At 54.5% G+C, this 26,369-nt stretch carries 29 protein-coding genes, 1 tRNA gene and 1 other annotated feature; of the genes, 8 read left to right on the top strand and 22 right to left on the bottom strand.

Going from position 1 to position 26,369, the window contains the following annotated elements:
- The first annotated feature begins 20 nt into the window (after positions 1-20).
- The 3 genes from ACKXF9_RS10135 (at position 21) to ACKXF9_RS10125 (ending at position 2,900) form a co-directional block, all read left to right on the top strand.
- Entirely contained in the window at positions 21-401 is a 381-nt protein-coding gene (locus ACKXF9_RS10135) for a helix-turn-helix domain-containing protein (protein WP_418266092.1), read from the top strand.
- A gap of 31 nt (positions 402-432) precedes the next feature.
- Positions 433-1,065 (top strand): hypothetical protein, encoded by a 633-nt coding sequence (locus ACKXF9_RS10130; protein ID WP_418266091.1) that lies wholly within the window; start codon positions 433-435, stop codon positions 1,063-1,065.
- Between the two features lie 98 nt (positions 1,066-1,163).
- Positions 1,164-2,900 (top strand): recombinase family protein, encoded by a 1,737-nt coding sequence (locus ACKXF9_RS10125; RefSeq protein ID WP_418266090.1) that lies wholly within the window; start codon positions 1,164-1,166, stop codon positions 2,898-2,900.
- Positions 2,901-2,941: 41 nt separating this feature from the next.
- Here the strand turns inward: ACKXF9_RS10125 and queA are convergent, their stop codons facing one another.
- The gene (gene queA / locus ACKXF9_RS10120) at positions 2,942-3,997 is read right to left on the bottom strand and encodes a tRNA preQ1(34) S-adenosylmethionine ribosyltransferase-isomerase QueA (protein ID WP_207698076.1); all 1,056 of its coding nucleotides are present in this window, start codon (positions 3,995-3,997) and stop codon (positions 2,942-2,944) included.
- A 174-nt stretch (positions 3,998-4,171) separates the two neighbouring features.
- Between queA and asd the strand changes: the two genes are divergently transcribed.
- From asd to ACKXF9_RS10095, 5 genes are all read left to right on the top strand, one after another.
- Positions 4,172-5,254, top strand: a complete 1,083-nt coding sequence (asd, locus tag ACKXF9_RS10115; RefSeq protein WP_339394878.1) for an aspartate-semialdehyde dehydrogenase — start codon at positions 4,172-4,174, stop codon at positions 5,252-5,254.
- Positions 5,255-5,296: 42 nt separating this feature from the next.
- A complete protein-coding gene (gene dapA / locus ACKXF9_RS10110; protein WP_339394879.1) occupies positions 5,297-6,190 on the top strand; it encodes a 4-hydroxy-tetrahydrodipicolinate synthase in 894 nt (297 codons plus the stop codon).
- Positions 6,191-6,281: 91 nt separating this feature from the next.
- The gene (dapB, locus tag ACKXF9_RS10105; RefSeq protein WP_249236640.1) at positions 6,282-7,040 is read left to right on the top strand and encodes a 4-hydroxy-tetrahydrodipicolinate reductase; all 759 of its coding nucleotides are present in this window, start codon (positions 6,282-6,284) and stop codon (positions 7,038-7,040) included.
- A gap of 276 nt (positions 7,041-7,316) precedes the next feature.
- Positions 7,317-8,369: a CapA family protein gene (locus ACKXF9_RS10100; RefSeq protein ID WP_418266089.1), complete on the top strand. Its 1,053-nt coding sequence runs from the start codon at positions 7,317-7,319 to the stop codon at positions 8,367-8,369.
- 51 nt (positions 8,370-8,420) lie between these two features.
- Positions 8,421-8,888, top strand: a complete 468-nt coding sequence (locus ACKXF9_RS10095; protein ID WP_249236642.1) for an ACT domain-containing protein — start codon at positions 8,421-8,423, stop codon at positions 8,886-8,888.
- Positions 8,889-9,022: 134 nt separating this feature from the next.
- Here the strand turns inward: ACKXF9_RS10095 and tyrS are convergent, their stop codons facing one another.
- The 21 genes from tyrS to ACKXF9_RS09990 form a co-directional block, all read right to left on the bottom strand.
- Positions 9,023-10,243: a tyrosine--tRNA ligase gene (gene tyrS, locus ACKXF9_RS10090; protein WP_339394881.1), complete on the bottom strand. Its 1,221-nt coding sequence runs from the start codon at positions 10,241-10,243 to the stop codon at positions 9,023-9,025.
- Positions 10,244-10,307: 64 nt separating this feature from the next.
- Positions 10,308-10,565: a binding site (T-box leader), on the bottom strand.
- 67 nt (positions 10,566-10,632) lie between these two features.
- Positions 10,633-12,297 carry a DNA repair protein RecN gene (gene recN / locus ACKXF9_RS10085; RefSeq protein WP_418266088.1) on the bottom strand — a complete coding sequence of 555 codons (1,665 nt, stop codon included), beginning with the start codon at positions 12,295-12,297 and terminating at the stop codon, positions 10,633-10,635.
- Positions 12,298-12,312: 15 nt separating this feature from the next.
- Entirely contained in the window at positions 12,313-12,801 is a 489-nt protein-coding gene (locus ACKXF9_RS10080; RefSeq protein WP_418266087.1) for an arginine repressor, read from the bottom strand.
- Between the two features lie 18 nt (positions 12,802-12,819).
- Complete coding sequence (locus ACKXF9_RS10075; RefSeq protein WP_418266086.1) at positions 12,820-13,671, bottom strand: NAD(+)/NADH kinase; 852 nt, start codon at positions 13,669-13,671, stop codon at positions 12,820-12,822.
- A 40-nt stretch (positions 13,672-13,711) separates the two neighbouring features.
- Positions 13,712-14,515, bottom strand: a complete 804-nt coding sequence (locus tag ACKXF9_RS10070; protein WP_249236647.1) for a TlyA family RNA methyltransferase — start codon at positions 14,513-14,515, stop codon at positions 13,712-13,714.
- Positions 14,512-16,395, bottom strand: coding sequence for a 1-deoxy-D-xylulose-5-phosphate synthase (gene dxs, locus ACKXF9_RS10065; protein ID WP_418266085.1), 1,884 nt, complete (start codon positions 16,393-16,395; stop codon positions 14,512-14,514). Before dxs ends, ACKXF9_RS10070 begins: the two co-directional genes overlap by 4 nt.
- Before the next feature lie 46 nt (positions 16,396-16,441).
- Positions 16,442-16,909, bottom strand: a complete 468-nt coding sequence (locus ACKXF9_RS10060; protein WP_249236649.1) for a divergent PAP2 family protein — start codon at positions 16,907-16,909, stop codon at positions 16,442-16,444.
- 31 nt (positions 16,910-16,940) lie between these two features.
- Positions 16,941-17,822 carry a polyprenyl synthetase family protein gene (locus tag ACKXF9_RS10055; RefSeq protein ID WP_418266084.1) on the bottom strand — a complete coding sequence of 294 codons (882 nt, stop codon included), beginning with the start codon at positions 17,820-17,822 and terminating at the stop codon, positions 16,941-16,943.
- Complete coding sequence (gene xseB / locus ACKXF9_RS10050) at positions 17,822-18,037, bottom strand: exodeoxyribonuclease VII small subunit (protein WP_418266083.1); 216 nt, start codon at positions 18,035-18,037, stop codon at positions 17,822-17,824. The genes ACKXF9_RS10055 and xseB overlap by 1 nt, the downstream gene beginning before the upstream one ends.
- On the bottom strand, positions 18,015-19,238 hold the full coding sequence (xseA, locus tag ACKXF9_RS10045) for an exodeoxyribonuclease VII large subunit (protein WP_418266082.1): 1,224 nt from the start codon (positions 19,236-19,238) through the stop codon (positions 18,015-18,017). Before xseA ends, xseB begins: the two co-directional genes overlap by 23 nt.
- Positions 19,226-20,167 (bottom strand): glycoprotease, encoded by a 942-nt coding sequence (locus ACKXF9_RS10040; protein ID WP_418266081.1) that lies wholly within the window; start codon positions 20,165-20,167, stop codon positions 19,226-19,228. Before ACKXF9_RS10040 ends, xseA begins: the two co-directional genes overlap by 13 nt.
- Complete coding sequence (nusB, locus tag ACKXF9_RS10035; RefSeq protein WP_418266080.1) at positions 20,164-20,610, bottom strand: transcription antitermination factor NusB; 447 nt, start codon at positions 20,608-20,610, stop codon at positions 20,164-20,166. The genes ACKXF9_RS10040 and nusB overlap by 4 nt, the downstream gene beginning before the upstream one ends.
- 75 nt (positions 20,611-20,685) lie before the next feature.
- Positions 20,686-21,072: an Asp23/Gls24 family envelope stress response protein gene (locus tag ACKXF9_RS10030; protein ID WP_249236655.1), complete on the bottom strand. Its 387-nt coding sequence runs from the start codon at positions 21,070-21,072 to the stop codon at positions 20,686-20,688.
- A 193-nt stretch (positions 21,073-21,265) separates the two neighbouring features.
- A complete protein-coding gene (locus tag ACKXF9_RS10025; protein ID WP_249236656.1) occupies positions 21,266-21,889 on the bottom strand; it encodes a SpoIIIAH-like family protein in 624 nt (207 codons plus the stop codon).
- 32 nt (positions 21,890-21,921) lie between these two features.
- Positions 21,922-22,443: a stage III sporulation protein AG gene (locus ACKXF9_RS10020; protein ID WP_418266079.1), complete on the bottom strand. Its 522-nt coding sequence runs from the start codon at positions 22,441-22,443 to the stop codon at positions 21,922-21,924.
- Complete coding sequence (locus ACKXF9_RS10015) at positions 22,440-22,910, bottom strand: hypothetical protein (protein ID WP_418266078.1); 471 nt, start codon at positions 22,908-22,910, stop codon at positions 22,440-22,442. Before ACKXF9_RS10015 ends, ACKXF9_RS10020 begins: the two co-directional genes overlap by 4 nt.
- A gap of 1 nt (position 22,911) precedes the next feature.
- Positions 22,912-23,988, bottom strand: a complete 1,077-nt coding sequence (locus ACKXF9_RS10010; protein ID WP_418266077.1) for a stage III sporulation protein AE — start codon at positions 23,986-23,988, stop codon at positions 22,912-22,914.
- 376 nt (positions 23,989-24,364) lie between these two features.
- Positions 24,365-24,559: a stage III sporulation protein AC gene (spoIIIAC, locus tag ACKXF9_RS10005; protein WP_249236660.1), complete on the bottom strand. Its 195-nt coding sequence runs from the start codon at positions 24,557-24,559 to the stop codon at positions 24,365-24,367.
- A gap of 18 nt (positions 24,560-24,577) precedes the next feature.
- Positions 24,578-25,036 (bottom strand): hypothetical protein, encoded by a 459-nt coding sequence (locus ACKXF9_RS10000; protein ID WP_418266076.1) that lies wholly within the window; start codon positions 25,034-25,036, stop codon positions 24,578-24,580.
- A complete protein-coding gene (locus ACKXF9_RS09995) occupies positions 25,033-25,935 on the bottom strand; it encodes an ATPase, T2SS/T4P/T4SS family (protein WP_418266075.1) in 903 nt (300 codons plus the stop codon). The genes ACKXF9_RS10000 and ACKXF9_RS09995 overlap by 4 nt, the downstream gene beginning before the upstream one ends.
- A 286-nt stretch (positions 25,936-26,221) precedes the next feature.
- Positions 26,222-26,305, bottom strand: a tRNA-Leu gene (locus ACKXF9_RS09990).
- Positions 26,306-26,369 lie beyond the last annotated feature (64 nt).

Raw genomic sequence — 26,369 nt, 5'->3', positions numbered from 1 at the left:
CTACATTGGGAGGTATCACTATGTACAGCAAAGCCATGTTCGCCAAACAGTTCAAAGAACTCATCGACAAGCGCGGCCTCACGCAGCGTGCTGTCGCAGAACGTATCAACACGACGGAGACTACCATCTCACGTTATGTTTCCGGCGATAGAACGCCGAACATCGAGACCGCTGTGGAGCTGGCCTCTGTGCTGGGCGTGACGCTGGACGTTTTGGTCGGTGCCGATCTGCCCGCCGCAAGCCGTACGCCGCCCGATGTCAACATCTTAGTCGCCTGCTACGAGAAGGCGTCCATCGCAGACCGGCAGGTTTTGTGGTCGCTGCTCGACCGCTATATGACCCCGGAGCAGCGGGTCATCATCACCTCCATGCAACGTGAGGAAAAAGCCGACGTAGGCTGATACGGGTTGACTTTTCGAGGAGGTGAAAATCATGACGAAGCAACGTACCGGGGACGAACTTATCGTCTTTGATAATATGCCCATCGGTAAATCCTTGAGCGACTACTGGCGCTGGAACGCCTCAGACCTGCTCAACAACACCCTGCGAGGCTCCTACTGCGAGTTCATTGTATCCGCCGCGCTGGGTGTTGATCTGAGTGGGACCAACGATGACTGGACTCCCTACGACATCTCTTTCCCCTACAACTGGGTATGTAATGGCGAGTCCCGCGATAAAGTGCGCATCGAGGTCAAGAGTTGCGCATATCTTCAGGCATGGCGGCAGGGCGATGGAAGACTGTCCAGCATCCAGTTCAGCATCCGGCCAACGAGAGCTTGGGACTCCATCAGCGGCTATGCCGAGGAGGTTAAGCGGCAATCTGACGTGTATGTGTTCTGCCTCTATACGGAGACCGTGCGCGAGCGTGCCGACCCGCTGATACTGGATGGATGGGATTTCTACATCGTACCGACTCATATTCTGGACGAGCAGTGCGGCCCTCAGAAGACCATCTCTCTCACTATGCTGCAAAAGCTGGACCCATACCTTGTAGACTATGGCAGCATCCGTGATGCCGTTGTCGATTCCTTGAATGTGTACCCCCCCCCCCGACATTTTGCATAGTTTCTATCATTCCTTTTTGTGCATAACAGAAAAGCAGCCCCGCACTACGCACGGAGCTGCTTTTTCTTCAGCTATCATTATCTTCTGGAGGTTCCGCAATGGGCTATGTGGTGAAGAAGGCGGCACAACGCTTTGAGGAAAAGAAAGCCGCCATATACGTTCGAGTCTCAACGCAGTATCAGGTTGACCGGGCCAGTCTTCCCGTCCAGCGAGAAGAACTCATCAACTATGCAAAATATGCCCTCGGCATCTCGGACTATGTGATTTTCGAGGATGCAGGCTACTCTGCCAAAAATACCGACCGTCCAGACTATCAGCAGATGATGGCCCGAATGAGGACCGGCGAGTTCTCTCACCTGCTGGTCTGGAAAATCGACCGTATCAGCCGTAACCTTCTGGATTTTTCCGTCATGTACGCCGAGCTGAAAGAGCTTGGCGTGGTCTTCGTGTCGAAGAACGAACAATTCGATACCAGCTCCGCGATGGGCGAAGCCATGCTCAAAATCATCCTGATCTTTGCGGAACTGGAGCGCAAAACGACCTCTGAGCGAGTCAGCGCCGTCTTCGTGTCCCGCGCCAATGATGGCATCTGGAACGGCGGCAAGGTTCCCTACGGGTACTCCTACGACAAAGAGAGCAAGACCTTCTCCATCGCCGAGGACGAGGCCAAAATCGTCCGTCTGATCTACTCCCTGTACGAGTCCGAAAAGTCCATTGTCCGGGTTGCTCGGATTATGAATGAGCGTGGCCTGAAATCCCGCGCTGGAAGCGACTGGAGTCCGACCACCGTCCACACGATTCTTTCCAGTCCATTCTACTCTGGAACGTATCGGTACAATTACCGCGACGAGTCCAACACAAAGCGTTTCCGCGAAAAGGGCAAGGACGAATGGGTATTGGTCGAGAACCACCACCCGGCCATTGTGTCCCCTGAACGACAGGCTGCTGTCGGTGTCATTCTGGAAAGCAAGCGCTACAACAAGAATGCCACCTATCAGCGGAAAAACGTCCACGTCTTCGCCGGGCTGCTCACCTGCGGCTGCTGCGGTTCCACGATGGCTGCAACCACCGATAAAGTCCGGGCAGACGGCTGGAGACCGTCTATGTACATCTGCTCCCGGCGACGCAAATCCGAGGACTGCACCAACAAGTACGTCTCCGATGTGACCCTCGGCCCATTCGTACTGAACTTCTTCGCCAACCTGATAAAAGCATCCAACTCCTTCGGCAGAACGACATCCATCGAAACATTGGAGAAGAAGCTGCTGCGTGGCGAAGCGCTTTCCCGCGTTGACCACATCGAGCGTCCGGGCCTCGAAGAACTATACAACCACCTGCGCAGCGGCTTTGATGAGAAGCGCTTTGAATCTCCTACCATCGCGGCCACGGAGTCCAGTGCAGACTTGAGCGAACGCGATCTGCTGCTCTCCGAGAAGCGCCGGCTTGAGCGCGCCCTCAACCGTCTGAAGACCATCTATCTCTACGGAGATGACGAGATGGCAAGCAAAGACTTCAACATCGAGCGTGAGCGCATCACAAAAGCCCTCAGCGAGGTAGACTCCCGCATCAACGAGCTGGACATTGCTAATGCCTTCGACCTGTCGCTTTCCGATGAGGCATTCATGCAGAAGGCCAGCCAGTTCATCCTGACCCAGCAGCTCTTGGACAAGCGCTATGTGAACTATGAGCGTTTCATCCGCAAGATCGACCCCAAAATCGTCAAGAATTTCCTCAACGAAACGGTCTCAAACTTTTGTATAAAAGATGGCCTTACCACCTCAATTTTGCTCAAAAACGGCATTGAACTACGATTTTCGTACAAAACCGCCGAATAAGAAAAAAGTCCAGAAACCCGCATGGCTTCTGGACTTTTTCATTACTTTTTATCTTCCGGGTCGTTCCCGCCTCGTATAAACATCGCATCGCCGAAACTGAAGAAGCGATAGCGTTCCTCCACAGCTACTTTATAGGCAGCCATGGTCTTTTCGTAGCCGTACAAGGCCGATACCAGCATGATAAGGGTGCTTTCCGGCAGATGGAAGTTCGTGATAAGGCCATCGATGCAGTTGAACTTCACGCCCGGGTACAGAAAAATGGAGGTGTTGCCGCTGCAGGCGCGGATCTCGCCGTACTTTGCGGCAACAGCTTCCAGCGTGCGGCAGCTGGTGGTGCCCACGGCGATCACACGATGACCGGCGGCTTTGGTGTCACGAATCATCTGCGCGGTCTTTTCATCGATGCAGTACCATTCGCTGTGCATTTTGTGATCCGCGATCTCATCCTCCTGCACAGGGCGGAAGGTGCCCAGACCCACATGCAGGGTCACTTCAGCAATGTTCACGCCCTTGGCACGGATGGTATCCATCAGCTCCGGCGTGAAATGAAGGCCGGCCGTAGGGGCTGCAGCACTGCCAAGCTCCTTTGCGTAAACAGTCTGATACTGGCTCTGATCCTCCAGCTGCTTTGTGATGTAGGGCGGCAGAGGCATTTTGCCAAATTCGTCCAGCTTTTCATAAAGCGTCTCAGTATCGTAATAAAATGTAACGTACTTGTTGCCATCTTCCATGGTCTCATCCACCACAGCAGTCAGGGAGCCATCGCCAAAGCTCACTTTGGTGCCGGGCTGCATCCGCTTGCCGGGCTTTGCCAGACATTCCCACTGGTCACCTTTGACCTGACGCAACAAAAGCAGCTCACACACAGCACCGGTGGGCTGCTTGACGCCCACGATGCGGGCAGGCAGAACCTTGGAATTGTTTACCACCAGCAGGTCGCCCGGCTCTAAAAATTCCGGCAGATCGTGGAAGATCTTGTGCTGGATGCTGTCGTCTTTCTGGCTCAGCACCATCAGCCGTGCAGAATCTCTGGGGTCAGCCGGCTCCTGTGCAATGAGCTCTTTGGGTAAATCATACCAAAAATCTTTTTTTAACATAGCGTGCAATTTGCCTTTCCGATGATTGACACGGACACCGTATCAATGATATCATAAAATCTATATAAACAGTATCTATTATATTGCATTGCTGTCCGGTTTGCAAGCCGTGAATCTATGTAATAGAAATATTTATTGATTGAGTTCGCTTTCACGAAAGGAAAGGTGCTGGAAATGGAAAAACAGTATAAAGTGGGTATCGTAGGTGCGACTGGTATGGTCGGTCAGCGTTTTGTGACGCTGCTGGAAAATCACCCCTGGTTCAAACTGACTGTTCTGGCCGCATCCGGCCGCAGCGCCGGCAAGACCTATGAGGAAGCTGTCGGTCCCCGCTGGGCCATGACTGTCCCCATGCCGGAGAGTGTGAAGAAGATGATGGTTCTGGACGCTTCCAAAGTAGAGGAAGTTGCTTCGCAGGTGGATTTCATCTTCTGTGCAGTCAATATGCCCAAGGACGAGATCAAGGCTCTGGAAGAGGCTTATGCCAAGGCTGAATGCCCGGTGGTGTCCAACAACAGTGCAAACCGCTTCACCCCGGACGTGCCCATGGTGGTGCCCGAGATCAACGCCGACCACATCGAGATCATCCCCGCACAGCGCAAGCGTCTGGGCACCAAGCGCGGCTTTATTGCCGTCAAGTCCAACTGCAGCCTGCAGAGCTATGTTCCCGCACTGCACCCGCTGATGAAAGACTTCGGCGTCAGCAAGGCACTGGTGTGCACCTATCAGGCCATTTCTGGTGCAGGCAAGACCTTTGACCGTATGCCGGAGATCGTGGACAATGTGATCCCCTACATTGGCGGCGAGGAAGAAAAGAGTGAGCGCGAGCCGCTGAAGCTGTGGGGCCACATTGAGGGCGACCACATCGTCAACGCCGAGAAGCCCACCATCACTGCACAGTGCTTCCGCGTGCCTGTTTCGGATGGTCACACGGCTGCCGTGTTCGTGAGCTTTGATAAGAAGCCCACCAAGGAGCAGATTCTGGAGGCATGGGCAAACTTCCGCGGCCCCGCACAGGAGCTGGATCTGCCCAGCGCACCCAAGCAGTTCCTGCATTACTTCACCGAGCCGGATCGCCCGCAGCCCAAGCTGGACCGCAACACCGAGAACGGCATGGCTGTGTGCATCGGCCGTCTGCGTGAGGACACCCTGTTTGATTACAAGTTCGCCTGCATGAGCCACAATACTCTGCGCGGTGCCGCCGGCGGCGGTGTTCTGCTGGCCGAGCTGCTGGCCGCAAAGGGCTACTTTGACTGAGTATATTTTGCGTGCAAACGCATCAAAAGGAGTTTTTAGTCTATGAAGAATCCTGTCTTTACCGGCGCGGGTGTTGCCATTATCACCCCGATGTACGAGGACGGAAGCATCAATTTTGACGAGCTGGGCCGCATTGTTGAGGACCAGATCGCCCACGGTACCGACGCTATCGTGATCTGCGGTACCACCGGCGAGTGCTCCACCATGACCGACGAGGAACAGCTTGCTACTATCAAGTATACCGTGGACGTTGTAAACCATCGTGTGCCCGTCATTGCCGGTGCCGGCTCCAACGATACCGACCACGGCTGCGCACTGGCCGCAAAGTCTGCCGAATGCGGCGCAGACGCTCTGCTGATGGTAACACCCTACTACAACAAGACCTCTCAGGCTGGTCTGGTGGCTCACTTCACCGCCATGGCTGAGGCTGGCGGCATCCCGGTGATCGTGTACAATGTGCCCTCCCGCACCGGATTGAATATTGCACCCGAAACTGCACTGGAGCTGAGCAAGCACCCGCTGATCAACGGCATCAAAGAAGCTTCCGGCAACATTTCTCAGGTTGCAAAGATCGCCCAGCTGTGCGGAGACGAACTGAACATCTATTCCGGTAATGATGATCAGGTGGTTCCCCTGCTCTCTCTGGGCGGCAAGGGCGTCATCAGTGTTGTCTCTAATGTCAAGCCTGAGCTGGTGCACAACTGCTGCAAGGCTTTCTTTGACGGCGATACCGCCAAGGCACGTCAGCTGCAGTTGGAAATGCTGCCGCTGGCTGATGCGCTGTTCTGTGAAGTGAATCCCATCCCGGTGAAGTATGCTATGAACGTGCTGGGCTGGGAGGCCGGCGAGTGCCGTCTGCCTCTGGTGGAGCCCAGTGACGCTCACAAGGAGCAGATTGAAAAGGCTCTGCGTGCAGAGGGTCTTATTAAGGAATAAGTTTTTTGGCTGCAAAATGCCCGGCGGAGCGCTCTGTCCGGGCATTTTGCGATATGCCGATATGCAAAGCGGGCAGGAAAGGATAAAAAATATGACAGATATTGTGATTCAGGGCATTGGCGGCCGTATGGGCCATGTGCTGTGTGATATGATCGCACAGCGTGAGGACTGCCGCGTGATCGCCGGCATCGACCTGAAGGACGGCGATCAGAACGGCATCCCCGTGTACGACAGTCTGGAAAAGCTGGACGGCAAGGGCGATGTGGTCATCGATTTCAGCTCCCCTGCGGCCGTAGAAAAGGCTCTGCCCTACTGCGAGGCCCACAAGCTGCCCATTGTGGTATGCACTACCGGCCTTTCGGAAGAGCTGCAGCTCAAGGTGGTGCAGTTGTCCCGCACCGTTCCGGTGTTCAAAAGCGCGAACATGTCCATGGGCATCAATGTGCTGTCTGAGCTGTGCAAGCGCGCTTCGGCGATTCTGGGCGCGAATTACGACATTGAGATCGTGGAACAGCACCACCACAACAAGCTGGATGCTCCCAGCGGCACTGCACTGATGCTGGCTGATGCCATCAACGAGCAGAATAATGGCGAATATCACTATGTGTATGATCGTTCCTCCGTCCGTCAGAAGCGCGACCCGAAAGAGATCGGTATCAGCTCTGTGCGCGGTGGCAGCATCGTGGGTGATCACGAAGTGCTGTTCTGCGGTCCGGATGAAGTGATCACTCTCAAGCACACCGCTTATTCCCGCAATATTTTTGCAAACGGCGCGGTAAATGCTGCTGTTTACCTTGCAAAAAAGGAGCCAGGCCTGTACAATATGGGTGATATGATCGCTGCGCTGTAAACAACGATCCACCCAGATGAAAGGATGTGGCCCTGAATGAGCAAGCTTCCCGCTCAGCATTATCGGCGGCGGCCTCCTACAAGGCGGCGTATGAGGAAACATGCGTTTCAAATGGTGATCTCTGTTCTGTCCATGTTTCTGCTCTGCATTTTCTTCCTTGCATGGACATTTCCGCGGGATCTGCTTCCGTCTGCCGGTTCTGTGGCAGCTATTCCAGAGCCGCCTTCCAGTCCGGCTGCAGCATCGCCAGCGGCAGAACCAGAGCCTCAGCCAGTCGTGCAGACGGTACGCTTTTCTGCAACCGGCGATAATCTGATCCACTCCCCTATTTACAAGCAGGCAAAGCGCCGGGCTGCCGGAACAGAAGGCTACAGCTTTGATTACTGCTATGAGCACATCGCTCCCTTCTACGCGCAGCAGGACGTGAACTGGATCAATCAGGAAACGCTCTGTACGGACGAGCTGGAGCCATCCACCTACCCGTGTTTTTCCACTCCGGGCGATTGCGCACGGGCGCTTTATCGGGCTGGTGTACGGGTGTTCAGCCTTTCCAACAATCATACTTACGATAAAGGCGCTTCCGGCATTGCTGCTACGCTGCGGTTCTGGGACAGTATGCCGGAGGACGTTGTAACGACCGGTTTGTGGAAGGGAGAAAGCGACTACGGCCGCATCCCGATGCAGACGGTCAACGGTGTGACCATTGCATACCTCTCCTATACAGAGCATACGAACGGTATTCCACAGAGCAAAGCCATGACGGCCAACATCATCTACACCAGTCAGACGGATGTGATCGAACAACAGGTCCGGTCAGCGCACCAGCTGGCAGATTTTGTAGTGGTGGGTGTACACTGGGGCGTGGAAAACAGTCATACCGTTGTGGATGCGCAGCGTGCATTGGCACAAAGCCTTGCGGATTGGGGCGCGGATCTGATCGTAGGTACGCATCCGCATGTATTGCAGAACGCTCAATGGCTGACTGCGGCAGATGGCAGAAAGGTATTCACCGCCTATTCTCTGGGAAATTTTATCAGCACACAGGCAAAGCCGGATCAGCTGGTGGGCGCACTCCTTACCGTGAAGCTTGAGAAAACAACAGAACCCGATGGCTCTGTTCGGTGCGCGGTACTGGACCCCAGACTTTGGCCGACTGTAACGCATTACGACGCAGGCAAATCCAATGTGCGCACCTATCTGCTTCAGGACTACACTGCTGCGCTTGCTCAAGCGCACGGTGTGCGGAATGACTACCCGGATTTCAGTCTGGAGTGGATCCGGACGGTTACCCAGAAAAACATAGACCCGGAATTTTTGCAGCTTACCTGAGTGAATTTTACGTTGTTGAAGCCCGCTTTTCGGGCAGAACGGAGGTTCTTTATGTACGGAGTATCGAAGATCAACATTGAGACCAGCCTGATGATGATCAGTGTGCAGGACGTGGAGTTCAAGGGCAACAGTCTGGCACGGTATTTGCAGATTTTTGCGGATAACGGCGTGGTCGTAGATATGATCAGCCAGAGTGCACCCCATGGTACTACCATTGATTTCAGCTTTACCGCTTCCAGCAGTGATCTTCCGCTGGTGATGAAGGCCATTTCCGTTGCAAATCTGGACAAGGATGCCAAGGCTTCCCCGCTGATCAGCGTGGGCTACTCCAAGCTGAATCTGTTTGGAGAGGAAATGGTCGCCAGCTGCGGCGTGGCCGCCCGTGCCCTGAATGCTCTTGCAATGGCGGGCATTGAGGTCCTGCTCATTACCACCAGTGATCTGGATATTTCCCTGCTGGTCCATGCAGAAAACGAGGATGCCGCTTATGAGGCCCTAAAGAAGGCTTATGAGCTGTAAGCTGTTTTCTTGATACAGTAAACATGAAAAAGGCGCAGATGAGTCAACAAACTCACCTGCGCCTTTTGTTCTGTGAAAGAATCAGCCTGCACCGTTTTATCGGTGTGCAGACTGATTCTTTCAGGGTGTTTTCATTACAGGGTGACCTTATGATAGATTTTTTTGCCCTTTTTGATCACAATGCCCTTTGCCAGCTGTTCAGCAGTAAAGCTGACAGTAGGAGCTGCGGCTTTCTCACCGTCCACCAGCACACCGCCCTGCACCACCAGACGGCGTGCCTCGCCGTTGGATGCAGCCAGACCAGCCTTGACCATCAGGGTCAGGATACCGATGGAGCCATCGGTCAGGTCGGCCTCGGTCAGCTGAGTGGAAGGCATGTGCTCGGTATCCATGGCGTTGCCGCTGAACAGAGCGCGGGCTGCGTTCTGAGCCTTTTCGGCTTCTTCCTTGCCATGAACCATGCTGGTCAGCTCGTAAGCCAGAATTTCCTTGGCCTCGTTCAGGCGCTGATCCTTCCAGGTGCTCATCTCATCGATCTGCTCCAGCGGCAGGAAGGTGAGCATCCGGATGCACTTCATCACGTCGGCGTCGCCCACATTGCGCCAGTACTGGTAGAACTCGAAGGGGCTGGTCTTATTGGGGTCCAGCCAGACTGCATTGCCGGCGGTCTTGCCCATTTTCTTGCCCTGAGAATCGGTCAGCAGGGTGATCGTCATGGCATAAGCGTCTTTGCCCAGCTTACGACGGATCAGCTCTGTACCGCCCAGCATGTTGCTCCACTGGTCATCGCCGCCGAACTGCATGTTGCAGCCGTAGTGCTGGAACATATAGTAGAAGTCGTAGCTCTGCATGATCATGTAGTTGAACTCGAGGAAGGACAGGCCCTTCTCCATGCGCTGCTCATAGCACTTGGCGCGCAGCATGTTATTCACAGAGAAGCAGGCACCCACGTCACGCAGCAGCTCAACATAATTCAGGTTCAGCAGCCAGTCGGCATTGTTCAGCATCAGGGCCTTGCCATCGGAAAAATCGATGAACTTTTCCATCTGCCTTTTAAAGCAGGCCGCATTGTGAGCGATGTCTTCCTTGGTGAGCATCTTGCGCATGTCGGTACGGCCGGAAGGATCACCAATCATGGTAGTGCCGCCGCCGATCAGCGCAATGGGCTTGTTGCCTGCCATCTGCAGGCGCTTCATCAGGGTCAGGGCCATGAAATGGCCAGCGGTCAGGCTGTCGGCAGTGCAGTCAAAACCGATATAGAAGGTTGCTTTGCCGTTGTTGATCAGGTCGATAATCTCATCATCGGTGATCTGAGCCACCAGCCCGCGAGCCTTGAGTTCTTCGTACAGAGTCATAATCATTTCCTCCTGTTGTATGGGCAGAGGGAAAATAAAACGCCCTCTGCCAAAAATAAATTTGGCAGAGGGCGAGAAAAATCGCGGTACCACCTCTGTTTGCCGTTCCCTCACAGAAACGACCTCACGAGTGCACACCCCAGAGTAGAGTGACACTCCTGCGTTTGTAACGCTCGCACGCGGCACAGCCTACTAGCCTTGTAAAGGCATTCGACCTGCAGCTCCGGGAGGTATTTCCCCTGCTGCTCTGCAGCCCCTTGCACCAACCGGGACTTCTCTGGGCAGAGCGCTTCAAGGTACTTGTTCCCTTCAACACCATTAACAATAGCTACTCTATCACAATACCGGATACTTGTCAACCCCTGTTTCCAGCAGCAGCTGAAACAGGCTTACTGCGCTCCGAGACCCAGCATTTCCCGGGCATTTGCACGGGAAATATCGGTCACATGGTCACCGGAGATCAAGCGGGCCAGCGCTTCCACACGGCCTTCCTCATCCAGCGGGTGAATTTCGGTATAGGTGCGGTCATTGGCCACATTTTTCTGGATCAGCAGATGGCAGTCGGCCAGTGCAGCGATCTGGGCTGTATGGGTGATGCACAAGATCTGGTGGCCCTGCGCACTCTGACGCAGAACTTCGCCGATGCGCCCGGCAGCCTTGCCGGAAACACCGCTGTCAATCTCATCATAAATCACCGTAGGCACAGCATCTTTATCTGCCATTGCGTTCTTGATGGCCAGCGTAATACGGCTCAGCTCGCCGCCAGACGCAATTTTTGCAAGGGGTTTGGGCGCCTCACCGGGGTTTGTGGAAATGTAGAACTCGATGCTGTCCTGTCCATGGCTGGCCAACGGGCCGCGGGTGTGCCGCAATGTCATGCGTACACCCGGCATATTCAAAAAATCCAGCGTGCCGGAAATGCGTTTGTTTAGTGCTTCAAAAGCGTTCAGCCGTGTCTGAGTCAAGGCCTCTGCCTTTTCACGAGCCAGCGCATAAAGACGCCGCTTTTCTGCCTGCAGATGGTCGTGCCGTTCCTGAGAGGACTGGATGCGTTCCAGTTCCTCCCTTGCATTCTGTCCGAATTCGATCACATCTTCTACCGTATCACCATATTTACGCTTAAGCTTATAGATGAGATCCAGCCGCTGCTCGATCTCATCCAGCTCAGCGTCATTGGTATCGTAGGAGTCCAAACGGCCGATCAGGTCAGCAGCAACATCCTTTGCATTATAGTAAAGATCCAGCAGTTGGCTGGATGCAGCAGCAAGTGCATCGTCAAGCTGCGCTGCCGTGTCGATTGCATGGGAGGCTTCGCCCAGCAGATCGACAGCACCGGACGATTCGTCATCGCCCGAAAGCAGAGCATAACTCTGTGCGATCTTATCCCGGATAGCCGATGCATTGGCCAGAATTTTTCTGCGGCTTTCCAAGGTCTGTTCCTCGCCAGCCGTCAGCCCGGCGTCTTCGATCTCCTGTACCTGATAGCTCAGCAGATCGATTTTTCTCTGCTTTTCGGCCTCGTCGGTGATCATGGCATCCAGTTCCCGCTTGATGCGCACAAGCTCCCTGTACAGCACATAGTATTCCTGAAATTCCGCGTCGTTCTGTGCATAATCATCCAGAATCCCCAGATGCCTTGCCGGGTTCAGAAGTCCCACGGAGTCGTGCTGACCGTTAATGTTGATAAGTCCGCCGCACAGCTCCCGCAGGACGGACGCGGTCGCGGGCATCCCGTTGATGCGGCAGGTGCTCTTGCCCTCGGCGGTGATCTCACGGCTGAGCATCAGCGCATCCGAACGTTCGTACCCCGCCTTCTCCAGACTGTTCAGCACAGCATCCGGCACCTGTTCAAAGGCAGCACGGATGACGGCCTTGGATGCGCCCGTGCGCACAAGATCTTTTGAAGTGCGGTTACCAAGAATGGCATTGATGGAATCGATCAGGATGGACTTGCCTGCACCGGTTTCACCTGTGAGGACATTCAGACCAGGCTTGAAATGCACTTCAGCCTTCTGGATAACTGCAACATTTTCAATTTGCAGGCTGCTTAGCATATACTCTCTCCCGCATTATTTTTGTACGATGTGCCGGATCAGCTCTGAGCAGATCGTTTTTGCATCGCGCTCTGACCGCGCAACGATCAGGAACGTGTCATCGCCTGAAAGAGTGCCGACCACATTTTTCCACTGCAGTGCGTCAAAAACTTCGCAGGCTGCATTGGCCATACCCGAGTAGCACTTTACCAGTACAACATGCCCGGCATAATCCACGCCCAGCACAGATTCATGAAAGATCGTTTCAAAACGGCCCTGTGCCTTGGGGTTAAAGCTTTCGTTCCGGCTGGAAACATAGCGGTATCCCTCGGCCGTCGCGGCTTTTACCAGACACAGCTCCCGGATATCACGGGAAACTGTGGCCTGTGTCACCTCAAAGCCTTCTTTGGAAAGGTAGTCCAACAAAACTTCCTGCCGACTGATCGGGTACTCCCGTACAAGTCGAAGGATCGCCTGCTGACGTTCTGCTTTACTTCTTACATCATCTTTGCGGCTGCGCGCCATATCAAACTCGCCTCCCGTTTATCGTCTGCTGCGAAGCTTCTGATCGATTGCCTGAAACTGATCGGCTTTTCCGAAGGTGATCAGCTTTACCACTTGATCCGAAAGCCGGACTTCAGCTGTTGCGCCGGCTTTGAGTGGATAACCGGCTGCTCCATCACAGCTGATAAAAACCTCATCGTCTGCCACCTGCCCGACACAGATGTTCAATTTACGCTCCTGCGCAAAAACCATGGCCGGGCTTGCCAGACTGTGCGGACAGATCGGCGTTACGACGAAGCCTTTTGTCTGTGAATCCAGAATGGGGCCGCCCGCTGCCAGTGAATACGCCGTGGAACCCGTAGGCGTGGCAACGATGACGCCATCTCCGCGATAGTGCTCCACAAGGATGTCATCGCAGTAGATGCTGAAATCGATCGCCTGCTGCAACCGGCCTTTTGTGACCACGACGTCATTCAGTGCATGTCCCTCCCAGCCATCATGACCCAGAACATGCACATACAGCAGCATCCGGTGATCCAGACTGAACTCTCCTCTGGCAACAGCGGAGAGTTTGGTCTCCATTTCGTTGACCTCACAAGTTGCCAGAAAACCGCAGCGTCCCAAATTGATGCCAAGGATCGGCTTTGCATACCGGAGCGACAGGTTTGCCTCATGCAAAATTGTGCCATCACCGCCGATGGTCAGGATCACATCTGAGCGCTCAAGGCATTCCTCCTGCGGCAGATAGACCACACCCGCGGTACTGCATTCCGCACACAATTCTTTGCACATCAGAACAGCCGCACCATGCGTCAACAGGATCTGTGCCGCACGCAGCGCGATCTCATTGGCAGAAGTTTTGCCGGGGTTCGGCGAAATATAGATCGTCATACCGGAAGCTCCTTTTGCATTTGAATTTTTTGCGTATCCCTCAGCGGTCCAGCGTACTGTGGCTTGCAGCTACTACCTGTTCTACAGCACTGTCGTCCAGCACGGCAGGCTCTGTACTCTTCTGCACGAACATCAAATATTCAATATTGCCTTCCGGGCCCTTCACCGGACTGAAATCCAGCCCGCGCACAACAAAGCCGTTTGCAGCAGCATAACCCATTGCATTGTGCAGGACCTCACGGTGGGTAGCCGGGTCGCGCACAACACCGTTTTTGCCCACTTTTTCGCGGCCTGCCTCAAACTGAGGCTTGACCAGACAAACGCCCATGGCATCCGGTGTGGTGATGGCCTGTGCCACCGGGAAAATGTGATGCAGTGAAATAAAAGAGACATCCACACTGAAAAACTCGATGGGCTCTGCCAGATCTTCCAGCGTGACATTGCGGATGTTCGTGCGTTCCATATTCACAACACGTTCATCGGTGCGCAGACTCCATGCAAGCTGACCATAGCCGACATCCACGGCATAGACCTTGGTGGCACCATTCTGCAGCATACAGTCCGTAAAGCCGCCTGTAGATGCACCGATATCCATGCAGACTTTGCCATTCGGCGTCAGCGGAAAACACTGCATGGCTTTTTCCAGCTTCAGACCGCCGCGGCTCACATAACCGATATCATGTCCGCGTACTTCTACCTTGGCATCCTCTTTGATCATTTCGCCGGCCTTGTCCACCTTCTGTTCATTGACAAATACGATGCCGGACATGATCAATGCCTTTGCACGCTCCCGGCTCTGTGTCAGGCCATGCTGAACAAGATATTGATCCAACCGAATCTTCACGATAAACTTTCTCCTTTCGTCACGGCCATCTGAACCGTCTGTACAAGGCTGGCAGCATCCAGTCCTGTTGCCTGTTTGATCTGCGCCACACTGGCATGAGGAAGACACACATCCCGCACAGAAAGATGGATAAAACATCCGCCCCATCCTTTTTGCTGTAAAACATACTCCAAATGCTCGCCAATGCTTCCGTTTGCAACGCATTCTTCCGCAAACAGAATTTTCTGATATTTTATCAGTTCATCGAGCATTTTATCTGTAAAGGGATATAGCTTTACAAGCTTCAGTACGTCACACACGATATCTTTTTGCTTCAGTTCCTGTGCAGCCTGTAAAACATCGGTCAATTCATCCGCATAGCTCACCAGAACGATTGTTGCATTCTCGTTCTTATACAGATAATCGTACTCCTGACCGCTGCAGCCAAATCCTGCCAGCACAGCATCCTGTCCACCGCGCGGATAACGGATCGCACGCGGGCCATGGAAGCGGTCACTCAGCAGTTGCTGCAGCCAGTAGGTCAGCTCCTGATAATTGGAAGGTGCATACAATGGGATATTGATCTGGCTCAGAAAAGCCGGGTCATAGATTCCCTGATGGGTCTCGCCGTCCCCGGGAACAAAGCCTGCGCGGTCGATCGCAAACACCACATTTTCCTGCAGCAAATTGACATCGTGAATGATCTGATCATAGGAGCGCTGCAGAAAGGTGGAATAAATGCAGACTACCGGCAGCATTCCCTGACTTGCAAGGCCTGCTGCAAAGGTGACAGCGTGCTGCTCTGCCATTCCGACATCAAAAAAGCGTGTTGGATGGCTGTGTGCAAAAAACTGAAGACCAGTGCCATATTTCATCGCTGCTGTAATGGCACAGAGATCCTGATTTTTCTCCCCTTCTGTCACGAGTGCTTTGCCAAATACAGTTGAGAATGACTCCTTGGGCGCCACTTCCGGGTCGGGCATCCCATCCAGATCGAAAGCAGAAACTCCGTGATAGTTGCCGGGATTCACTTCGGCGGGCTGATAGCCTTTACCTTTTTTCGTGATAACATGCAAAAAGTGCGGCCCCGGCCGACCGCGGAGCGTGTGGAGTGTGCGTTCCAGCTCTTCCACATTGTGGCCATCCACGGGGCCAAGATATTGGAATCCCATATCCTCGAACATCGTGGAGTGGTACATCGCACGGCGCAGGAGCGTTTTACAATCGGTGAGGGTATTTTTCAGCGGGGTGCCCACCAGCGGGACGGCATCCAAAAAACTGCGCACATTATCCTTGGCATCCACATAGGCGGTGGTCGTACGAAGATGGGTCAGATAACGGGCAAGCGCACCAACATTCTTAGAGATCGACATTTTATTGTCGTTCAGGATCACAAGCAGGTTGTCCAGATGCTCGATGTTGTTCATGCCCTCGTAGACCATGCCGCCGGTAAAGGCACCATCACCAATCACTGCCACAACAAGCCCCTGCTCATGATGCAGCTTTTTGGCCCATGCCATGCCAATAGCAAGCGAAAGGGCTGTGTTGCCATGCCCGGCAATAAATGCATCGTGCACACTTTCGTTCGGGTTTGGAAATCCGGAGATGCCGTCCAACTGACGAAGCTGCTCAAACTGTCCGCGCCGTCCTGTAAGGATCTTATGGGTGTAGCATTGATGGCCCACATCGAATACGATCTTATCCTGCGGGGTCTCCAGCACGCGGTGCAATGCCACTGTAAGCTCTACCATACCAAGGTTCGACGCCAGATGTCCACCGGTTTTAGAGATGTTTTTCAGCAGAAAGCTGCGGATCTCCTCACAAAGCTGTTCTACCTGCTTTTCATTTAATTGTTTTAAATCTGCGGGCTGATTGATGCTGTCCAGCAGCAATACTCCCATAAAATCACACGTCCTTCAAATGCAGAGTCTAGGCCGATGCCATTCATCACACCAGCGGATACAGAAAACCAACTGCTATACCCACCAGAACGCCTGCCACTACCTGCAGCGGTGTATGGCCGACCATTTCCTTCAGATGCATATTCTGAAGGAACGGTGCATTCTTTTCGCTGATGTCGATCCACTGATCGATCATCTGATTGAGCACCTTGGCCTGCTCGCCAGTCTCATGCCGCACGCCCATTGCATCGTGCATCGTGATGATCGCCACAACGCTCGCCACGGCAAAAATAGCAGAATCAACACCTACACAGCGCCCGGTAGCAATAACCATTGCACAGACCGTTGCGCTGTGCGCGCTGGGCATGCCGCCATCGCCCCACATGCGCTCCAGCTGGAATTTACCCAGCAGGATAAAATTGATAACGGTTTTGAGCACCTGGGCCACAAACCAGCCAAGCAGGGAAACCGTCAGGATCTGATTGAACGACAGGATGTTTTGAATAAACTGCATAGTCTTTTTCCTTTATTCTGTATGGATCGTTTTAGTTTTTGCGCACAAGAAGCTGTTGTGCAAGCTGTTCCAGAAATGCAGCCTTGCCGCCAAAGTTCCGGCGCAGCTCTGTACAGGTCTCATTGTTCAGATCCTGTGCAAGCTGCATAGCTCCTTCTGCGCCATAAAGGGTCACGAAAGTAGTCTTGCCATTCTCGCTGTCGCTGCCGATGGGCTTGCCCAGCTGTTCCGGAGTACTGGTAACATCCAGCACATCGTCCACGATCTGAAAAACCAGCCCCAGACCGTAAGCATAGTGCTCCAGCGCCCGGCACTGAGCGTCATCTGCCCTTGCAGCAGCAGCACCCATCTGAATCGCCGCATTGATCAGTGCGCCCGTTTTGTTGCGGTGGATCAGCCGGAGCTGCTCTTCCGTAGCGGCCAGCGCTTCGTACTTCAGATCCAGCTCCTGCCCATAGACCATACCGCGGCTGCCCGCACCTGCACTCAGTGCAGCTGCGGCCCGTACACAGACATCGGCATCTGCCGGAGCATTGGCGATTACTTCAAATGCCTCTGTCAAAAGAACATCGCCGGCCAGCATAGCGGTCGCCTCGTCAAAAGCTTTATGGCAGGAAGGTCTGCCACGGCGCAGATCATCATTATCCATGCAGGGCAGATCATCATGGATGAGCGAGTAGCAATGCAGCATTTCCACTGCAGCCGCAAACTGCTCTGCCGCCTGCATATTACCGCCCAGCATATCACAGACACTGAGCACCAGAACGGCGCGGATCCGCTTGCCGCCGCCCATCAGACTGTAGCGTGCTGCACGGCACACCTCAGACTCTTCCGGCAGAAAGTGGGCACAGGCATGTTCCAATGCGGACATTGCCTGTGCAAGGTAACTCTGATACTGCTCTTTGTGATCCATCAGCTTTCCTCCTGCACTATACCTGCAAGCTTTGCATCGATCTCGCTGATCTGCAGAGATGTCTTTTCCAATGCAGCATGGCAATACTCCATCAGAGAAGCCGCTTCTGCGTACAGCTTGACCGAATCTGCAAGGGTGGTCTCTTCACTCTGCATCTGAACAAGGATCGTATTCAGCCGTTCCATGCCCTCTTCAAAACTTTTGGGTGTTCTCATTGATCTCCTCCACCGCTTCTACCCGGCATTTTGCCCGGTGAGAAACGCTGCGAACATATATTGTTTTTCCCGGCTGCAGACCTTCTGCATCCAGAATGGCTCCATTTGCTGTTGTGACCATAGCATAGCCGCGGGCCAGCACCTTATAGGGGTTCAGTGATCCGGCAAGCGTTGCGGCATGCTGGAGCTGAAGCTCTGCATCATTCTGCTGCGTCTGCATCTGCTGTCGGATCTCATCTTTCGCCTGCTGCAGCAGGTCATGCTTTTTCTGCCAGCTTTGGCGTGCAGGCCCCTGCTCCAACACAAAGTTGTATTGTTCCAGACCATTATAGCATAAATCGAGACGGTTTTGCATATTTTTACGAATATTTTGCTGCAAATCCAGTAATATCCGTTTCTGCTCTTCCCGATCCGGCACGGCAAGCTCTGCCGCAGCGGAAGGTGTAGGGGCTCTCCGGTCGGCTACAAAGTCCAGGATCGTATAGTCGATCTCATGGCCAATCGCGCTGATCAGTGGTTTTTTGCAGCGGTAGGCTGCCCGTGCAATCACTTCAGCATTAAACACCCACAGATCTTCCCTGCTGCCGCCGCCGCGGGCCACGATGATCTCGTCCACCTCTTTGCGCTGGTCCAGCTTCCGGATCGCATCTGCGACCTGCTGTGCTGCCTCAAAGCCCTGCACCGTTACCGGACACAAAAGCAGCTGTACCGAGGGCCAGCGCCGGGTGAGTACATTGCGAATATCCTGCAATGCAGCTCCCGTTTTGCTGGTGACAACACCAATGCATTTAGGGAATGCCGGCAGCGGCTTTTTATGTTCCGGGGCAAACAGGCCCTCCTGCTCCAGCTTTGCTTTGAGCTGCTCCAATGCAAGCTGTGCGGCACCGATGCCATCCGGAAACATATCGTTCACATACAGCTGAAAGGCACCGTCACGCTCATAAAGGGTCGCACGGCAGCGTACCACAACGCGCATTCCCTCTTCCGGGCGGAAGGCAAGACGACGGGCATCTGCACGGAACATTACAGCCTTCACGCTGCTGGCTTCATCCCGCAGGGAAAAATAGCAGTGGCCGCTGCGTGCGTTCTGTACAAAGTTTGCGATCTCGCCGCGCAGGGCAATGTCAAACAGGATGTCGTTTGCATCCAGCAGCATTTTAACGTAGTGGTTCAGGGCCGAAACGGTAATCACTTCAGCCATAATCCGGCCTCCCGTGCTGCAAGGATCGAAACGCCGATGGCATTATCGCTGGAATACATTCCAGGCACAAAATACACCTGCGGCAGCCGCTTTTGCACCCATGCGCGGATGATATCGCTGCTCATCACGCCGCCGGCACAGACCACCGGAAGACCGGGGTATTCCTTCTGCGCGGCCTTTGTCATTTTGACCACCGTATCTGCCACACAGAGCAAACAATATTTGCAGACATACTCCGGCGTTTTGCCTGCAGCCAGCAAACCGTTGCACTGGTTTTCCAGCCCGGAAAGGCTGCACTGCATTCCCTTTACACTGGACTTCGGCCGGATCTCTTCCCCGCACTGCGCAGCCAGACGGGAAACTTCAGCACCCGCCGGGAATCCAAAGCCCAGTTTGACCCCCACACGATCCACAGCCTGTCCGGCGTAGAGATCGGTGCTGGTGCCAAGAGTCGTGATCTGACGCACCTGATCGCAGAGCAACAGGTCCGTCGTACCGCCGGAAATATGGAACAGCAAAACTTTTTCAGCAAACAGCTGTTCCCCCTTGGCTGCAAACAGTGCTGCCGCAGCGTGACCCTGCTGATGGGTGGTCCGCACAAGAGGGATGCCCTTTGCCTGCGCAAAGGCTGCAGCCGCACTGACGCCCGCCAGAAAGCATGGCATATAGCTGCCCTCCACCGGGCGCGGCTTCTGCGACACTCCGACAGCATCGATCTTTGTCAGATCAAATTCCTGCGCAAGCTCCTGCATCATTTCCGGCAGCGCGACCGTATGATGAAACAGTGCATCGCTCTGCCGCAGGCCCAGTTGGCTTTCTTTTACCGGCAGAAAACGTTTTTTTGCGCAAACAACCTCTCCAGCTGTATCAAACACTGCCAGAGAGGTTGCATAGTTGCTTGTATCAATGCCAAGCGTATAGCGGCTCACTGTTCGGCCTGCTCCGCTGCGGCACCTGCATCCAGACCATGATCCCGGGCCACTGCGCCAAGCAGACCGTTCACAAACTGGTAATCTTCGTCTGCACCATATTTTTTGGTCAGCTCGACCGCCTCGTTGATGGCGACGCCGGGCTTGTTCTCACCGCCAAACAGCATTTCTGCAATTGCCAGACGAAGAACTGTCAGGCTCACCCGGGGCAGACGCTCCATGGTCCAGTTGCGCAGATGTGCGCGGATCTCGTCGTCCACTTCGGCAGAATGATCGTAGTATGCATTCAGCAGATGCTTGCTGAAGCCATCCACCGGATGTTCTTCATCGTTTTCTTCGTGGTTGATGATGGCTTCTGCCAGCGGGATATCACCAAAGGTCTGCGAAAATGCCAGCAAAAATGCATTTTCGCGGGCTTCTCTACGGGGCAAAATATTTTCCATAATGTTCCTCTCGCAACACGAACCCCCTCTGCCTGAAGCGGCAGAGAGGATCGGTCTTTCCTGTTTGATTTTGTTTTATTCCTGCGCTGCTGCAGCATCTGCCAGACCGGCAATGACCAGATTGACCCGGCTCACCGTAACATTGGTCATGTTCTGCACAGCGGTCTTCACGTTTTCCTGCACCTTTTCTGCCACGGCAGGGATCCGTGCTCCAAAGCTTACCATCAGGTTCAGGGTGATGCTTGCGGTACCATCCCGCATCTCCACCGTGACCGGAGACTGGATGCTGGAAGCTTCCAGCAGATCCTTGAGCTTTTTATTCTGCTTGCCGCAGGAGACCTCAGCAACGCCGTCAATTTCCAACGCTGCACAGCGTGCGATCTTGCCAATAACCTCGGTGGAGATCTGAAGGCTGCCGCCCTGAAGATTCGTATTCTGAAAATCCATTGTGTTGTCCTCCATCCAAAAGCGGGCAGTCCGCCTGCTTTTTCCTGTTTAAAATGGTCCTGCCTGAAACGATCAATGCCATACGCAGGACAACATCATGCTTGATTGATAGAGTTATTATACCATCAAAGCGGGGGTGATTTCAATACTTGTTTGGGAAAACTCTGCCTTCTGCAGCTATGCTGGGACAAAATGGCAGGACTGTGTCTTATTTGACCTCCACCACTGTGATATTCTGTGCCGTCACACTGCTTTTGCTCAGCACCACATCGCGGATCTGCGCCACCTGTGTGGCAGTGAGCGGCTGGCCTGAGGTCATAACGGTCAGATCTGCCCTTCCAGACTGCAAAAAGCACAGGCAGTCGGCAAAGCCTTTGGCCCTGATAAGGGTCTCGATCTCATTTTCTGCATTCAGGTCTTCCAGATTTGCTGTCAGCTGGGAGGTGTATTCCTTCTTTTCTTCTGCGGAAAGAGAGGAAGCCTTCATCGTCTTTTTAATGGAATCCATCGCTTCATCGTGGGCTTTCTGTCGTTTGAGACGGGCCTGCTCAAAGAACTTTGCACCGCTGTCGCTGGCAACACTTACCAGCTGCGCCTCGCCATAATTTTTATTTGCACTGGAAACTGCTTCCGCTTCGGTAGGCAGTTCATCCAGAATGGCATCGGCCTGCACCGGAACATCCTCCACCTGCGCCGCGACAGCAGCAGTGCTTTCCAGCTCCGCAGGTACATCGCTGCGGGCATACTGCCAGTTTAAGTACACGGCGATCACCAGCGCTGCGGCCAGTGTAACGGCAGTAGCTTTGCGGGTATTTCCAGAAAGTGCTCTCATAGATCGTTCCTCCTTATAAAAGTTTCCGGGACTCAGCCCTTGCGCTGCTCCACACAAATGTGATTGGACGGCAGATCCAGCAATGCGCTCACCAGCTCTGTGATCCGGGCCGCGATCCGGACATCACCGCCGCCCTCGCACAGCACTGCCACGCCGCAGACCTGCGGCACGCAGACCGTCTCAGTCAGGGCGGAACCATCCTCCAGCAAGACATGCGTCTGCTGCGACTGCATATCTCCGGACTGCGTGTCCAATGCATAGATTACTTCCTCCCCGGTCCCCAGTGTGACCATCACAGTGGTCTTGCCCGCACCGCTCATATGAGAGATCAGCCGTTCCAGCCGCTCCTCCAATTGTGCCTGATATTCGGTGCTGCTTTGTGCGCTTTTGGCTTTCTGGGTGCTGCCTGCCGCAGAAGGCTGCGGGAAAAGCTCCGACAGCAGGATCAACAGCATCGCCAGCAATCCTACTGCAGCCGCAAGCCTTGTCCTGCCCTGCTTTCCTTTGCATTTTTCGGCAAAGAGACGGATGGAAAAGCCCTCTGTTTCTTTCATCCGACTTCCTCCTGCATCTCCCGTACCGATGCCGTGCCGAGTGCTTCCTGCAGATATGCGGCGACCTGCTGCTTTTCTGCGTCGGTACATTCTGATAGGATGGTAAAACCTGCAGATCCAGCCTGTACGGTCTGCCCCTCCTGCGTCAGCGTGATGTCCAGTTCTATCGGTACCCCAAAGCGCTGCATACACTCTGTCCGCAGGGAGCTTTCCAGCCGCTCCTGCGCTTTCTGCAGGATCGATATTTCGGCACTCTGGATATGGACAGAGGACGGTACTGCCTCCATGGCGCTTTTCAGTTCCGGCTTCACACCCGGTGCCAGCCGGAAAAGGACTACTAGAATATATAGCCCGGCAACTGCTTTTATGCATCTGCCCGCCCAGCCTGTGCCTGTCAGCAAAGCAGTGACCTCTGCGCAGATGCAGGCGATGCAAAATGCAGCTGCAGCGTTTTGGAATGCCTGCACTTCATCCGCCTCCTGTCATCATCAAAAGCCCGACGCCCACCGTCAGCAGTTCAAAATACAATGCTGTGATGGCAGCCATGCATTTTACAGCTTCTGCCATACAGGCGAACAGCGCCTGACAGCGGCTGTTCGATGCAAGCCCGCACAAAAGGCTGCAGACTGTGAGGAACGCCAGATGGAGCATCAGCTGCACATACAGCGGCAAAAACTCCGCACCGATCATCATGAGCGCCGCAAGGCCCAGACTGCTTTTCAGCAGCCCCATTCCGGTCAGAAAGACCTCTGCCGTATCGCTCAGAGCCTGTCCTATGACCGGCACACTGCCGGTGAACAGCTCTCCGAGCCGCAGCGCCGAACGATCCAACTGCACCGTTATTGCACGCTGCAGCCCCAGTAAAACCGCAAAAAGGCGGCCGGCCCAGCGCAGCCCTTTTTGCAGCAGTGCACCTGTGGCGCGGCAGGTATCGGAAAGCCCTCTCTGGGTACTGATGCAGCACGCCATGCTGACCGCAAGATAGCTTTGCAGCAGCGGACTGACGACTGTAGCCGTGCACTGTGCAAGGAAACACAGCCCTGTCAGCAGCAGACCGCTTGCCGCTGCACCGGCATTTGCTTCTCCTCCTGCGGTGAGCACCCCACTGTAGACCGGAAGGAACCCCAGAAGATAGTCTTTCCATCCTGTCATCCGCTCGCACACCTGCTGCGCGAGGGTCATCAGGTCGCCCCATAAAAGGGTGCCGCACCCTACAGCCGCTGCCAGTTCCAAAAGCGCATTGTCTGCCGCTTCTCCGACCAGAAAAGAAAGCAGGATCAAAAGCAGCAGGAACAGCAGGACGTCTGCATAGCAATGCGCCATCTGCCGGATCATTTCCAGCGGTGAAGCCGGCAAAAGGGAAAGCAGCGCTCCGACCGGATCGTGGACAAATGAATCCGCATCCTGCGGCGCAGCATTCAGATAGGGCTGCCAGAGCTCCTGCCCGGGCAGATCCTGCAGCCCGGCCGCCTGCGCACCCGGGACCGCAGACAAAACTCCGCAGACGGCAAGCACAGCAGCGGACGCCTTTTGAAATAATTTCATGCAGCAAGCCCCCAGATCCGTTGACAGATCTCCTCCAGCAAGGGGAATGCCGCTGCCAGAACAAGGAGCCTCCCCGCCAAACCTGTACACCACGCCAGTGAATCTGCGCCTGCTTCTTCACACAGTGTCCGGGCGTAATCCGTGATCAGCAGGATCCCTGCACAGCGCAGCAGACAGGAAAAGGCAGTACCATCCACCCGGCGGCTGAGTGCCCATACTCCCCGCATCAGATCTTGCGCAGCTGCGCCAAGCCTCAGCAGTATAAATACTGCGGCACCGACCGAAAGCAAAAATGCATAAGACGGAGAATCCTTGCGCAGCAAAAGCTGTGCTGCCGCAAAAACGACTGCCGCCCCAAGGATGGAAACGGAGGTACTCATAGCGCAAACAGCGACTTGATGGTGACAAACAGGACGCTGATCTGCTTGACAAGAATGGACAGCACTACGACAAGGCCCGCAAGAGTGGTCATCATGGCCTGATCCTCCCGTCCGGAACGGATCAGCAGCTGATTCAGCACCGCCACAATGATGCCAATGGCTGCAATTTTAAAAACAAGATCGATCTCCAATTCTGCATCCTCCTGCGCTTACAAAAAAATCAGTGCCAGAACAGCTCCTGCCGCAAATCCCAGCCTGCAGGACAGGCCAGCACAGGCGGCTGCTTCCTGCTGAGCCTGCTGCAGAAACGCTTCAAAGCGCGCGGTATAATAGTCCAGCCGTTCACACTCCTGCGCAGCTTCGCACTGGCCGAGGCCGGAAAAGCATTGTTCAAAGCAAAGCCGCTCTTCGGCGCGGAAGCTTGCAGGCGGCGCGAGAGCCTGCAATTTTTCCGCAGGTGTCAGCAGCCCTTCCTGTATCAGACAGCGACAGAGCAGTTCCATATCCGGCCTGCGGTATGCCACTTCCTGCCGGATGCGCCGCAGCAATTCCACAGTATGCCGCAGCTGCAGGATATGCTGCTCTTTTCCTGCCTGCAGGGCTGCTCCGGTCAGCCATCCGCACAGCGGAAGCAGCGCTGCTCCCATCCAATGAAACAGTTGGATCATAGCTCATCGATCTGCCGGACTCTGCCCGGCTCGGCGCAGCCTTGCAGCAGCACCAGTACACGCAGCATTTCCTGCTGCTGCAAAGCCTTCACCTGCGGTCGTCTGACTGCTTCCTCCGCACTTGCGGCATGAACGCTTGCAATAAAATCCACCCCGCTGAAAAAGCCCTGCTCCAGCGCTGCTGTTTCAGCCAGTGAACCCAGCTCGTCCAGAACGATCACCTGCGGTGAAAGAGTGCGCAGCGCCATCTGCACGGCACGCTCCTTTGGAATGCCGGACAGGGTATCCACTGCGGGCAGCTGCTGATCCGGACCTGAAAGTTCTTGCGGATAAATTTCACCACGCTCGTCCACCACGCAGACTCTCCGCTGCATTCCTGCAAGGCTTTGAACGATCTGCCGCAGAAATGTTGTTTTGCCGCTGTCCGGTTCACCGACTACAAGCATCCCGATAAAATGCCTTTGCAGGATCTCGCAAAGCCTGTCCGGCAGCATCAGAGGAACTGCACGCGCGATCCGCAGATTCAACGACTGCACCTGCTGCAGGATCATCTGCCCGTCGCGGTCCACATAGCGGCCGGCAACTCCGACCCTGCAGCCGGACGGTGTGGTAAGGAACCCCTGCGTCAGTTCGTTCTGATGTGCATGGACTGCACCACCGCACAGAGTGTGAAAGATTTCTTCGAGCTGCAGCTGATCCAGTATGCATTCCCGCAGTGACTGCGGACACTCAGAAAGTTCCTTCAGGAGAATCTGGCGACCTGACATCGTAAGAAAAATGCCATGCCCTGTCCGGAATCGCAGCTCATGGATCTGTGCCGCTGTTGATGTCGGAAGCTGCCCCAAAGGCTGTGCCAACCACGAAGGCAGCTGCCGTACTGCACGGTAATACTCGTCCACAATTTCTTCCTCCTTTTTGGGGTTGCCAGCTTGCTATGAGTATATGCCTGTCCCGGGCAGATAGAACTGTGGCTTGCAAAAAGCACCCCTTGCCCCATTCAGAGCGGAAAGCGCAGGAAAAGTAAAATGCCCGGACGAAAAAGCCATACATCGCAGCAGCCCCGGGGGAGCCTGACGGTCCCTCGGGGCTGTTTTAGTATTTCATTTCCTGCAAGTGGGTTATCCGGCGGGTTTTGGGCAAACAAAAAGCACCCGAAATCAAGCGATTTCAGGTGCTTTTTGTCCATGCCGCCGACGGGGGTCGAACCCGTACTCTGTCTCCAGAAAGGGATTTTAAGTCCCTCGTGTCTGCCAATTTCACCACAGCGGCATAAGAAGAGCCACCGTTTTTTCAAACGGCAGCTCTTATAATACAACAGGCTTGCTTTTTTGTC

The sequence above is a fragment of the Faecalibacterium sp. 9 genome (assembly GCF_048320955.1).
Taxonomy (GTDB): Bacteria; Bacillota; Clostridia; order Oscillospirales; family Ruminococcaceae; genus Faecalibacterium; species Faecalibacterium wellingii.
The sequence above is the reverse complement of the archived record's forward strand: the minus strand, read 5'-3'. Positions and strand labels throughout refer to the sequence as shown.